General features: G+C 61.8%; 7 protein-coding genes. All 7 read right to left on the bottom strand.

All coding sequences use genetic code 11. The features are described 5' to 3' along the window. Nucleotides 1-128 precede the first annotated feature (128 nt). Genes ACP2YO_RS26315 through ACP2YO_RS26285 form a run of 7 tightly spaced genes read right to left on the bottom strand, consistent with a single transcriptional unit; the run spans nucleotide 129 to nucleotide 11,816 of the window. Nucleotides 129-956, bottom strand: a complete 828-nt coding sequence (locus ACP2YO_RS26315) for a hypothetical protein (RefSeq protein ID WP_426434082.1) — start codon at nucleotides 954-956, stop codon at nucleotides 129-131. Beyond that, nucleotides 956-3,196, bottom strand: coding sequence for a hypothetical protein (locus ACP2YO_RS26310; protein WP_426434081.1), 2,241 nt, complete (start codon nucleotides 3,194-3,196; stop codon nucleotides 956-958). The genes ACP2YO_RS26315 and ACP2YO_RS26310 overlap by 1 nt, the downstream gene beginning before the upstream one ends. Then, nucleotides 3,196-6,153 carry a DEAD/DEAH box helicase gene (locus ACP2YO_RS26305; RefSeq protein WP_426434080.1) on the bottom strand — a complete coding sequence of 986 codons (2,958 nt, stop codon included), beginning with the start codon at nucleotides 6,151-6,153 and terminating at the stop codon, nucleotides 3,196-3,198. The genes ACP2YO_RS26310 and ACP2YO_RS26305 overlap by 1 nt, the downstream gene beginning before the upstream one ends. Continuing rightward, nucleotides 6,113-7,420, bottom strand: coding sequence for a hypothetical protein (locus ACP2YO_RS26300; protein ID WP_426434079.1), 1,308 nt, complete (start codon nucleotides 7,418-7,420; stop codon nucleotides 6,113-6,115). The genes ACP2YO_RS26305 and ACP2YO_RS26300 overlap by 41 nt, the downstream gene beginning before the upstream one ends. Further along, nucleotides 7,413-8,567: a hypothetical protein gene (locus ACP2YO_RS26295; RefSeq protein ID WP_426434078.1), complete on the bottom strand. Its 1,155-nt coding sequence runs from the start codon at nucleotides 8,565-8,567 to the stop codon at nucleotides 7,413-7,415. The genes ACP2YO_RS26300 and ACP2YO_RS26295 overlap by 8 nt, the downstream gene beginning before the upstream one ends. After that, nucleotides 8,452-10,116 (bottom strand): hypothetical protein, encoded by a 1,665-nt coding sequence (locus tag ACP2YO_RS26290; protein WP_426434077.1) that lies wholly within the window; start codon nucleotides 10,114-10,116, stop codon nucleotides 8,452-8,454. Before ACP2YO_RS26290 ends, ACP2YO_RS26295 begins: the two co-directional genes overlap by 116 nt. After that, on the bottom strand, nucleotides 10,113-11,816 hold the full coding sequence (locus tag ACP2YO_RS26285) for an Eco57I restriction-modification methylase domain-containing protein (RefSeq protein WP_426434076.1): 1,704 nt from the start codon (nucleotides 11,814-11,816) through the stop codon (nucleotides 10,113-10,115). Before ACP2YO_RS26285 ends, ACP2YO_RS26290 begins: the two co-directional genes overlap by 4 nt. Nucleotides 11,817-12,235 lie beyond the last annotated feature (419 nt).

The raw sequence follows: 12,235 nt of genomic DNA, 5'->3' as shown, positions 1-12,235 counted from the left end.
AGTCAGTGTCGACCTCGCAGGTATCCTTTGGGAAGCCTAAACTGTTCTTCAATTCTGCCGGACAGGCGGATGCCGGCTGAATCAGGTAGCGGACGTTGTGGATCGCCATAGCTAAAGACCTTTGGCGCTCACCCCAGCGGGATTGGGCGAGCGATTTTCGTGACTGCCCGGACAACGTTGGCGATCACACGCGCTGCGCGGCCTTCAACGAGAACGCCCAGCTCCATGGAGTGGCGGGAAAACAACGTCATGTTGGCGCTCCCGACATACGCATAACCGCTGTCGGCAAGCGCGACCTTGGCGTGGAACGTCTCGAATCCACCGGTAGCTTGTATCGTGTAGTCGAAACATGTGATGCTGGCGGCGGCGACTTCCGCCGCATGATCGAGGACTGTGCGTCTTGCTTCGCCCATTTGTCGTACGATGAGATTCCGTGTCTTGGCACGCGTGAGCTCGAAGAGCGACAGGACGAACGTCAGCCCATCCTCGTTCAGGAAAGGCGTCATGACGGTAAGGCTATCGACGGCATTTTCAGCGATGGTCTGCAGCGCATCACGCGTCGAGACCAGCGAAGCATATGCCAAACCGTACATCGGCAGTGCGGCGGCTATGGCGCTGGGAGCAGGCGGCATCGTGACGACCGCAGTCGATGTCTCTTTATCCGGATCGTTGGCCCGCATGGCCGCAGCACCCTCCAGGAACGGCACAACTCCGGTTGGTATTGAGAGCGGACCTACGCGCCATCCGTTCGGCACCGTCGTCAGCCAGCGCCGTTGAACGAAGTCCGTCGCCACACGCACCAGCGCGGGGCGCGATGCGAACGCGACGCTGTCTGCATCGATCGTTCCGCCCGCCCGGTCCGCGACCAGTCGCGCTAGATCGGCGGCAACTCCGCAGTCCGCAGCAAGTGATACAACGAGTGAGCGGGCCAACGATGCCCCCAGGGCCGAATTCATCAGCCGCCGCCCGTCCGTTCGGTCACGAACTGCCGTGCAATTTCATAATAGCCGGCCAGGGGTTGGGCCGTGGCATCCCACCGCGGAACACCGCGTCCGATCAGCACCGAGCGCGAAAGCAATTCGTTTCGCGTAAGGCAGGCGTTCTCCGGAATGAGCACGCAATCCGGGCAGGCACCCCCACGATGATTGCAGATGCTCTCCGAGCCGCACCGGAGGCTGACGGGGTCGACCATTTGGTCCAGGACTTCGTTGCCGAAGATGGGGTCTCCGCGGTCCCGCCACATCGAAGACAGGTTGCCAAGGTCCATCGTCATTCCGCGGCGATAGACTAGAAATGCGAGATCCGGCACGAAGACGTGCTCGCCGAATGACCCGAGATCGAGGCCCGACATGGAGGCGGACACGTCGATCAGGTGGTGAGCCATGGTGTGCAGAAGCGTGTAGACGAAGGGGTAAGCCGAACGGGGTATCGCGCGCTCGCGGCGGTATTCGTCGAGAAACCGCGAAAAGCGCGTGTCGGGATCAGCATTCAGTCTCGCGAATTCTTCGATGAGCCGTCCGCCGAGGCGGACCCCGTCGGGAGCCGCGACCGGTTGGATCCCGTTGGCGTCGAGCCAGCGGAGTACGCATTCCTCATTGAGTTTGACGTAAAAACCTTCGTTGGACTGAACCAGGCAAAGCACCGGGTGGCGGGCAGTGTCGCCGATCGAGACCTTGTCGAACAATCGAAGCCTTACAGGCATCTCGGCGTTGCCGGCTTTATCTCTCTTGACCGTCGGCGTTGGAGATGTCCGCGTGTAGGCAAAGGTGTATTCGCATACGCGGACATCGCGGATGAGGCGCATGTCTTCGATTCCGAGCAGGTCCCGCCGCAGCCGGACTTCCTCCAATAACCTTTGGCGTTGTTCAACCCCCAGGCCGTCCGGGAACAGGAAGTCGTCTAGGATGGTGACGTCGACAGAGACATCCTTGCCATCCGGCATCTGCCGTCCGGAAAGCCTCTCTTCGGTAAGGGTTCGATGTTCGATCGCCATCCGGACCGGATCGAAGCGGCGGACGTATTCCGCCCTATCGAAGCAGGCGCGCGCAATCCCATCCACCGCCTGCTGGTGCCCGGCAAATACCGTCGCATTCCATTCCTCCTCTCGCGCCTTCATTTCCTCTTTTTGAGCCTGAAGGTATTCGGCAGGAATGTTGGGCGTTCCTTCCAGCATCGCGAGCAACGCGCGGATTCTGAAGTAGTTGTCCCACTGAGTGCCGCGTCCCGCAGCGCGCAGTAGCCGTTCCTTCTCCGCATCATCGAGCTGCGTGGGCGGATAGCCATATTGGGTCGCGAGGAAACCGGACAGTTGGGCGGTCTGCGCTGCAGCGAGCAACTGCACGTATTGGTCTTGATCGAAGACCAAAAGCCGGTCTCCGTGGGGATAGTACGCAGCCGATGCCCGGTATGAGACAGGCTCCATGTTGATCTCGGCATAGATCGCCTGGCCCTGGGTCGTGAGGGGGCCGAGAACTTCGAGTGTCTTCAGGTCTCTCTGAAGAATTTGTCGGGGAAAGCGGCATTCGACGCATTCGAACTGCCAGCCGGCGAGGGGGCCGGGCGGTCGTCGGAGATAGAAACGTGTCGATTCACACGAACTGCATCTGCCGAGCTCCTGGACCTGGCCCGCGGCGGTCGACCAGTAGCGGAAGTTGGGCGACACCGGTTCGATGTCTCCGGACCAATGCGCCATGACGACATCGAGCTGCTGCCAGTCGTTGGCGCAATTGTCTGCACCGGCGGGGCAGGCGCGCCTGAACTTGGCTGCCTCGGCTGACAGCCTCTCCACGCGGTCGCATTGCCGGTGCAGCCCGCAGCGGGTGCACGCAAACGACAACGGAAATGGCACATAGCCGACGTGATCGGGGATCTGGAAGGCTAGGTCTCCCAATCGGACGCGTACGGTGCCGTTGTTGACGACGCGTCCGTCGACAGCCAGCGTCAGGTCGATCGGATGATTCAGGTTCAAACCGCGCGAGGCGCGCAGCGCCCACGCTTCAAAATATTCCTGTATCTGCTCGCTGATCATCCTCTGCGTGACACTGCGTAGTTCGTCGTCTGCGGAACGATTGCCTGAACTGGGAAGTGCCATGCACGCGCCCAGCCCGCCCTCGAAGGTGAAGAGGCTGTGCGGAGCGTAGGCACCGGCGAGCTGGCCGCGCGATCTCTGCATCGAAGGAGGACGGGGTGCATTCATCAGTCGGCTCCGGTGTCCAGCTCGCTGCTCGCGCTACGCCGCCCGTACCCGCCCCCTCGGTTGCGGATCATCGCCATGGCTTCCGAGACCTCTTCCCAGGTCAGATGCTGGTTCTTTTGAGACCTGTCGGAGGCTTGGATCTTGCCCTGCGCGTCGACATCGCGGAGACTTGTCATCGGACGCGCCAACCCGGTATTCCGTGCGCTCCAGAAGTCCTCCAGCCGCCCCACATAATCGTTGCTGTCGATGACCGCCCTGATCTGCTGCACCTGGGTGGCAACGAGGTCTCCGTAGTACTCGGGATTGTTGGGCGCGCCGGTGGGAGCGCCTACGCCGATAGCGGTGGTGACGAATGCGACGCAGTCGTCGAAACTGCGCCTGTCGCGCAGCAGTCTTGCCGCGCCTTCGACGGTCGAAGGCAGCGTAATGTTCCCCTTGTCTCCGGCAGCTGCCGCTACGAAACGCTCATTGTGACGGATACCCGCCAGCCATGTCTGCACAAGCGAGGGAATGGTGCGTTCGATCGCCCGGTCCGCCCATCTTTCGATGGCCGGCGGCGAAATCATCCGTTCGAGAAGGCGATGGAAGGATTCATGGACCTCTACGACGAATCTGTCGCGCCGCGTCTGCGGCGTCGGCACCAGCAGGGAGAACCCGACATGGATGCGGCCGACGCGCGACGATGCCTGAATGTATTCGGCGATGTCGGACGGCATACCGGCAAACGCCATGGCATTGAAGAACTCAACGTCGACACCGTGGGAGATAGCGGATGTGGCGACGATGCCGCGCAGCGCCGTCGAGATGTCGCCGCTCATCGGATCGAATGGCTCTTCCGCGCGGCGTATCACCGACTGGATTCTGCCGATGTCGACGCCGCCGGAAATCAGCTCCATCGAGAAACCGCCCAAAGCATACTCATCGCCCATCGCAGCATGGATTTCGCGGACTTCGGTCTCAAGAGCCGAAAGGATCTGATCGCCACCCTTCTTGTTCGTCACATACGTGAGTTCGATCCGGTGAAGATCGACCAGTTCGGCCAGCCTGTCGAAACGTCCCTCCGCGCTCGCTTGCCGAATGGCAGCCGCGCGGCGGTCTGACCAAGGAGCGGCTGAGACGGAAGACAACATCTCGCCCGCGGCGCGTTGCCGGCGAGCAGCATCGGGCGAACTCAGGTCGCGTTGCCACCTCGTTATGGTTGCGGCGTGCGCCGCAAGGATTGAAAGCGTCGTGACGGTATGAAGGCGGCCGTTTGTCATAAGACTAGCGTAGACACGCCCCCAGGGGGCGGCGCGCTCGCGGCTTGCTGGCGTGTTCCCGGACGTCGCTCGCGCCCGTTCGGCCTCGTCGCCCGCCTGAAACGCGGCCATGCGGGTGTAGAACCCTTCGTGCAGCGCGGGTCCCGGATGTGGAAATTGAACCACTTGTTTTTGGTAGAGGGCTCTTGCGTGCTTTGCGATGTCCGCTGCCGTTGCCGTCGCACCGATAACATGCGGCAGGCGGGGCCGGCCAGGCGCTCCGGGAATCTGGCTCACTCTGTCGCCGAGCAGGGTTGCGAGTTGGGTCAGCCACTCGAACAGTGCCGTCTCAAAAATACCACCGAACGTGCCGAGGCTTTCTTCCAGCAGATGTATCTCGTCCTGGACAATCAGGCTCGGAAAGGGATCAACAAAGATCTCGGCGCCGTCTTCGTAGGATGGCGCTACGTGTTCGTAGCCGGCTGGCGTCGGCGCTGCGGCAAGTGGGCCGCTGACCATGTGCAGCAGTCCGTCAGCGCCGCCTTGCACTTGGCGGGCCATCCCGAACATGCCTGCAACGCGGTCGATCGTGTGGATATTTTGACCAAGCAGCGCGAGTTTGTCGATCGTGCCGAGCAACACCGACGGGGCGGCACGGTAAATGTCCGTGTCCGCCAAAAGGAACGGCAGCGGCTCGCGATCACCGTCGGTCGCGCGTACGTTGACGTTCCATTCGCAAGCGGCGTTCTGACAGACGATGCCCAGCCGGTGATGCCTTGTGGGAAAAAGGCGCAGGCCGGTCTCGATGCCCGAATTGCAGAAGGGACATTCCGGCAGCTTGTTCCACGACTCGTTGGCGACGACATATTCCCGGTCATTCTTCTGCTGACTTGTGCGAAGCGCGTCCTCGTCCGCTGCACGCGGCGTTCCGGACAGGGGGATGCACCGCATAGGCTCCGAGACGGTCCCCGGCGGCCTTTCGGTGGCGTTGGGCGTGTTGGCGCCTCCCACCCAAAAACCGATCTCGAACGGAGAACCGCCGACGCCTTCGCGCCGTCGGATCATTTCCGCCTTGGCCAGCAGTCTAGCCAGGCGCTGGGCCTGCTGAACGGTCAGAAGGCGCAGCGGATAGTGCATCATTGCGGTGACGCCGCGGTGTTTGCCGCGGAGCCGGTCCAGAAACAGCGTAAAAACCAAAACGCCGAAAAATGCTTCAGTTTTGCCACCGCCGGTCGCCATGTAGAGCAAGCTGGCAGAGTCTTCGTCGAAACTGGCGTCGAAGTCCGCCGCGAAATCGGGGACGCGGGACGCCAGCGTAGGAACATGTGCGAGCACAAATGCAAGTTGGAACAGACGCCAACCCGGCTGTTGTCCCTGTGTCGCCGGATTTGCGCTCGCGAATGAACGGTTCAGCAGAAGCCATGCCCTGTAGGGGATCGCCTTGGACGAGCGTGGAGATGATCGCCATGCCAACTGCGATGCCGAGAGCAGATTGATGCCTTTCCGGATTCGCCCGGACTCTCTTCGCCACGCCTGCAGATCGTCCTCGAATCGCGTGCGCTGTGCCGCTTCGTCTGCCTCGTCACCTTCTTCCCCCAGGTCGGAAAGATTGGTACCGCTCGCCACGGTCCCGATCCACGCGTCCATGGCGTCGGACAGCGACGAAATGCGGCCGACATCATTCTGCTCGGAAGCGAGTACCGTGTACGTCGTCGGCACCGACGGTAGCTCGGTCGCCCTTGTGCGTGGCAGCACGTAGCGGGGCATCCACGTTGTCTGCAGCTGCCGCATTCCGGCGTTTGTCCCGAGATCGACGACGCCGCCGTTCACACCGATTGCCGGCATGGTCATGAATCCGGCGAGGTGATAGCTGCGCCGGACCCGCTCGAGTTCGCATCGGACCGAGCGTTTCTTCCGGAACACCTAACGCCAACGACACCCCATACAGCCCGAATTCCAGCTTCTCGTCGGACTCGCGAAGATTTTCGATGGCGACACGGACGGAGAAAGCGTCGGCAATCAGCGGGTCTGGCAGTGCCTGAACAAGTAACTGAACATCAAAGGTCGGTATCAGGTCCGCTGGTTGGACGGCCGCAGCTCTCGCAACGGTCAAAAATCGATCCCAGCCTTCGCGTGACCAGAAGGCATCCGACGGAGGACTGATTGCCCGCCAAGCGTTCTCTCTCCCGCGGTCCGATGATATCCAGTCGTCATAGGCGGTCTGGATCGCGCTCTGCATTATTGTCTTGTATCCGGCTGCCGCGCGTTCCCAAACTGCCGGAACGCAGGGAAGGGGAAGCGTTAATGGTCCCGCGTGGACCGCAAGCCTGATCCATTTCATGGGTATGTCGTAGCGCCGCGAAAGCGCGTTGGGGATGCGCAGCCGATCGCGGGCGGGCGGAGGCGGTGGATTTGCATCCGCCCCGTCGACGTCATCGTCGTTTCCGACCGGCGGCGCCGCATTTTGCGGGACGCCCACCCCCATCGCGATGTGTACTTCACGCGATATCACCGCACGAAGGCGTGCTCGTTCGGCTGAGGGCGTGCCTTGAGGAATTTCTGCCCGGGATCGCGCATTGATGGCGTCCCTGATCCAAGTCTTGGCGGCTGGATTGAAATCCGCCTGGGGGATCAACCAACCGTCCCGGGCAAACATCTCATCGGCCGTGGGCAGCGCTCTGACGTACACGTGGAATGCCGGCAAGACGACAATTTCGCCGGCCCCTCCCGGCCGGATGCGGAAGTCCAGGCCGTGCGTGGCGATCCTGATGTCGCTGGACTCGTCGTCGCCATCCACATCAAGCCGCGGCAGCACGAAACCGCTTGATAGTTTTCTCGACGGCCGCTCGTTCAGGATTACGGACCCGTAGATCCCGTCGCCCGTAACGACCTGGCGGGCTCGCTCCAGCACCGCATCGCAGACCGCTTCCTTCAACTCCTGGCGTTGATCCCAGGACATGCCTTCGAGGGCTTGCGACTCAGACATTTTCATCTCCGGCGGACGTGAACGTGACGTCGACGACGTCGTCCACGGACTCCATGACCTGCTGCCAGAGCCCCTGCATGGATTTCCACATGTCTGTCGACTCGGGGTCGAGCACGAATTGGACGACGCGCTGATTGAAGAGATGGCCCTCCTGTGCGCGGTACGAGCGAGAGGGAAGGACTGCGACTTTCCAGTAGAGTTCGGCCAAGGTCTTTTCCACGCCGACGGCATTCATGAACGCCACGAACCGTGGCCAGTCGCGCGCGGCGCCCGGGGCGCGCGCACCTTGATGCGATACGGGCGTCGCATCCGCATTCAACCATCGAACTATGTTGTGAATCTCGTTGCCGGTTGACCGGTCAACCGATTGCATGCGCGCCAGGACGTTCCGCGCCTTCTCGGCCAGCGATCCGCCGGGTTCGGTCGTCCGGATCTTCGCAATATGAGCATGGTAGCGCTCTAATTCTTGGCGGCTCTTTCGAGACCCCGCGATGGCCAGCCGTATCGGCTCCCGTATGGAAGCGTCGAGGACGAGGATGCGATACCCGGCCTGAACTTGGCGGGCTTGGATGCGCTCGAACGGCCGCGCTTCTCCCGGCGAAAGCAACAGTATCTCTCCGCCCGGCCTGTAGTCGAGCCGGATACCGCTTTGCATCGTGATCCGGACCACATCTCCTCGGTAAGTCTCGTCCGCCTGCGTGAGATCGACTTCATTCTCCCGGACGACCGCCGATACGCGGAATTCGGCCTCGGCCATGTCGAGGGTTTCGTCTGAGCCGCCGCGGCGAAGCGCCGCAACGATCGATTTAGCGCGCGCCGCGAATGACGAGAAGGCAGAGATGGCTTCGAGCGAGCCTAGCTCGGCTGATAGAAGCGCGCTCCCCGCGGCGTCGCCGAGCAGCAGCACGGATGTCGGTGCGCATCGCGTGACCAGCAACGTCCGCACCGCTTCCGGCGTGGGTCCCACGACGACCACGTGCTGCGGATTGCGTGCTGACAGATGAGCGGCAAGTGTTTTATGGTCTACGACATCACAACGGCAATGGATGCCCCGGTCCGAGGCGATGAAAACCTCGACGATGCGTCGGTCGGGCAGGGCGAGCACCGTCGTCGGAGCGTTGAGCGAGGGCTCTGCCAGCAATTCCATAAGTTTTGCGGCGACCGGAGAGTTCTCCGTTCCACGTGACGACCTTGGCTTCTACAGTCGCGGCGGCCGACGCCGCCTCGGACGCGAAGGCCGGGAACAGTTCGCCGAAGGCGGAAAGCTCCGCCAGCGCCATCTTCGGAAGGAACATGGCCCGGACCGACGCATCCGCATCGTCGTCGGCGTCATACAGGATCTCCGCCGTCTCGCGGGCCTCACGCAGCCCCATTGGCAAGGACGCGCAACGCCTGACAAACGCCAGCGCCCGAGATACGGCCTCCGCTCCGTGTGCTGTGCCGGCCTCGCGCATGCGTTGGCCGAGGGCGACGAGTTGACGGCGTAACGGGGCCAGAGATGCGTCCTTGATGTCGGCCTGGAATGTGATGGGTGGCATCTCGGTTGGCAGTACCGCGGCCGGCCCGAACAGCGTCGGCTGCTCGAGGTAGACACCGAGTTGGTGGGCCTTCCTTTTCGGGCGTCGCGTTTCAGCGTGGCTTTTCAGGATACGGAACGCGCGGCGTTGAATGAATGATTCCTCGGTGATGACCAGGACGCCGGGTCGCCTCCCACCGGAATCGTCCAATGCGGAAAGCAGCGCTTCCAATCGCTTTTCCCAGTGGTCCTGAATCTCCGATCTGCCGACCCGCGTGAGATCGGCGATTATCAGGTCCAGCCCGTGTTGTTTGGTCCGGGTACAGTCGAGAAAACGTGTGAGGCCGTCCGGATTGTTCGCGGGTGGCAGCCCGAGCAGCGCGAATGGTGAACGGTCCGGATCGCCGATTGCCTCGACATGTTCGACGAGTCCCGCTCGGGGTTCTCCCATTGACGTGTATTTTCTCACGCGGCGCAGCACCTGGTCGGGAGCGGGCTGGAACGCGCGCGTGCCTTTTTCGCGGGTAGGCGCGAAGACGCATGTGGTTTCGAGAAGGGTGGCGCTGCGCACAATAATGTTTTTGATGCTGTGGTGTGCGGCTGCGGTGCGACTGCCGACGAGATCCTGCAGCCGTATCTCGAGCATGCAGAGCGAATTGTGGGATAGGGCAGCGTTTGCCCATTCGGAATTTCGCCGGTCGTTGTAAGCATGGCGCGAAGCTTGGACGATATCGTCGGGGTTGACGAGAACTGATCGTGCAGCACGTGTCGCGCCCTCGCGCCACGGCCAATAGCCGACGGTCGCGTGAGCGAGACGCCCCGACGCTCGGGCCTCCCTCAAAAAGACGCACGCGGCAACGAAGGCACCTCCGGGCTTCGAAGGCCAGGCCATGATGGCACGGTCTGCGGAATCCTTGAGGCAATCGAATGCGGCTTCGAGCAGCGGGCGACCGGCGTCCGGCGGCAGCCACGATGTGGGGTCCGCGGTTGTCGCGTAACGCGTCGTCGTGGGCGTGGAGATCCCGGGTCGAATCAACTGGGCGGGAGCGACAGGCGACTGGCTGGCCTGTAGGAGCTCGCGGATGCGCTGCGCCCGCGCCCGGGATTTCTCCTGTCTGGCCAGCGGATCGAGGTTTCTGTCGATTCCTCCGAACTTGGGGTTCTTATCTCTGGTCTTCATGCCGCCTTGCTCTCGGCGGCGGCCGCCGACATCCCATACGCGGACTCCACGGCAGCTTCGAAATCGTCCGTGGTCATCATCGCTTTTCGCAGATGCTGCTGTGCTGGAAGCGGCAGATTGCGTAAAGACTCGATAGAAACGTTCTGCGTTCCGCCGATACGCCGAAACCTCCTGTCGACGGCATTGGTGTTGAGGAGCTTGCAGAGCAGCGAAAGATTTGCGCGGCCTTCCGGAACGAGAAGAATCGTATGATTTTCGCTTACGAAGCCCTTGTGTTTCTTCAGGACCTTCCGCGGTATCGTCGCTGCGATCAGGCGGCGGGGCTGTTTGCTGTTGGTCGTCCGCTGCAGAATAATCGATGGGCGACGGATGATCCCGGCGTGGACGGCGTCGAATTTGACGAAATCGATGCCGGCCCCTTTTTTGCTCGACGGCATGCACGGCCTCCCGGGCTTGACGTTTTGCGCCCAAAATAACGGGTACGCCGTGCCGAATTTCCTTCCGCACTGCAGACGGTCCTGTTCGCGATTCCAAACGAAATAGCCGGCCTTGGGACTGACACCGTAATCGCTCAGCCTGGCGGTGCAGCGTTCAAGTGCGCCACCGTCATGACCGTCTTGACTGGGAAGGACCCAGGGCGAACTCAATTCCCCGTTGGCGGCGGCAACAGCGCCCGCTTCCATGTGGCTCCAGTTACGATCAAGGCGTCCGAATTTTGGGGAAAAACCACTCACGTTCTGCATGCCGCCGGATCGCATCTGGAAGATCGCAACGCAGGCGTCCTGTTGAACGTCATGGAAGACGTCCTTTCGCTCCAGCACGTCGATCCGGACCACCTCCGCCCGTGCGCGGATGTACTCCCGGAGCCGCCCAAAAAGCGGGCCGGAAATGAAACTCGAGGGCGACACCGTCGCGACCAGGCCGCCTGGCTTTGCCATTCGGAACGCGAGATCCATAAACAAGGCGTATCTATTGATATGGCCCGGCGCAGAGAAGGTAAGCCATTCAGGCGGGATCGCTCCTGGCAGGCCCATGATCCTGCCGTACGGCGGGTTAACAAAAACGGCATCGTAACTCGCGGCCTCTTCGACGGTCAGGGAATCTCCGATACGGATAAGCTTTCCCGCGCCACCATCGCCATACGTTTCACCGAGCCGGTCGCACAGCAGCGCCTCTCCGAGCAGAGCCAAATGGCGGTCGATTTCGATGCCCGAAATCCGGCACCGGATGTCTTCGACGCTGCAGCCTAGTTCGGTCATTCGGCCGGCCAGACTGGAAACGAACGCGGCGCCCCCGGCGGCCGGATCGATCACGCGCGCCGTTTTCAGGTCGAGACCGGCCTTTTCTGCCTGGTCGATGAGATGCCGGACGACGGGCGGCGGAGTGAAATAGGTCGCCTTTTCGCGGCGGAGCGATACGCTCATAAGAAGCGTGAAGAAGGTGCTTATCCAATAGTGTCGGTCATCGACACCGAGCTGCGCCAACCCGGCGGCAAGCGCAGCCGTAGGTCTTTCAAATCGACCGGTTTTCACAGCACCGGTTTCAAGAAGCGATAACGCCAGGGACAGTCGCGTCCGAGATTGGAGGCGGTCGATCGTGTTGAACGAAGCTTCAATCGCCGAAACGGTGGCTCGGATAAGCGTTCGTATGCTTTCGGGGGGCATCTCCCTGATGGCGAGACGCATTACTTCGGCAGTCATCCATCCTCCCAGACCAAGCTCAATATATACTGCCTCGCCAAAACAAACAGAGGTTTTGGGGTGTGTCCACCGCAACTTGTCGCGGAGAGGCGTCCTGTTAGTCGGCGTGTCGACCGATTGCATGGATTACCTGCAGCTCAACCGGCATGAGTCAACAGTCTCGCGACTAATCCAGTTTTCTTCAGGAAAGCGTTGGGCAAAGTGTAGTGCGCCCAGCGAAGCGTTGATCATTCCTTTGGTTATGGAGGCTATCTCGTGCCAGCCGCAGGTATTGAGCTCTGCGGCGGGGCTACCGCGGCGAGCCGCAAATTCCCCCGCTTGGCCAGCCTAGGCGACCTTAACTCGTCCCTTTCCGGAACACTGCTTGCAGGGCGCCGGGTAGATTCTACGTCCGGACTTGGCCGGCTGCGCCACGGTCG

It is taken from the genome of Bradyrhizobium genosp. P (genome assembly GCF_049949265.1).
Taxonomy (GTDB): domain Bacteria; phylum Pseudomonadota; class Alphaproteobacteria; order Rhizobiales; family Xanthobacteraceae; genus Bradyrhizobium.
Note: the sequence above shows the minus strand (reverse complement) of the source record. Positions and strands in the feature narration are given on the sequence as shown.

Bases quoted from the DNA above. Each gene is read 5' to 3' on its own strand.
- ACP2YO_RS26315 (WP_426434082.1), bottom strand. From the start codon at position 956: ATGAATTCGGCCCTGGGGGCATCGTTGGCCCGCTCACTCGTTGTATCA.
- ACP2YO_RS26310 (WP_426434081.1), bottom strand. From the start codon at position 3,196: ATGAATGCACCCCGTCCTCCTTCGATGCAGAGATCGCGCGGCCAGCTC.
- ACP2YO_RS26300 (WP_426434079.1), bottom strand. From the start codon at position 7,420: ATGTCTGAGTCGCAAGCCCTCGAAGGCATGTCCTGGGATCAACGCCAG.
- ACP2YO_RS26295 (WP_426434078.1), bottom strand. From the start codon at position 8,567: ATGGAATTGCTGGCAGAGCCCTCGCTCAACGCTCCGACGACGGTGCTC.
- ACP2YO_RS26290 (WP_426434077.1), bottom strand. From the start codon at position 10,116: ATGAAGACCAGAGATAAGAACCCCAAGTTCGGAGGAATCGACAGAAAC.
- ACP2YO_RS26285 (WP_426434076.1), bottom strand. From the start codon at position 11,816: ATGACTGCCGAAGTAATGCGTCTCGCCATCAGGGAGATGCCCCCCGAA.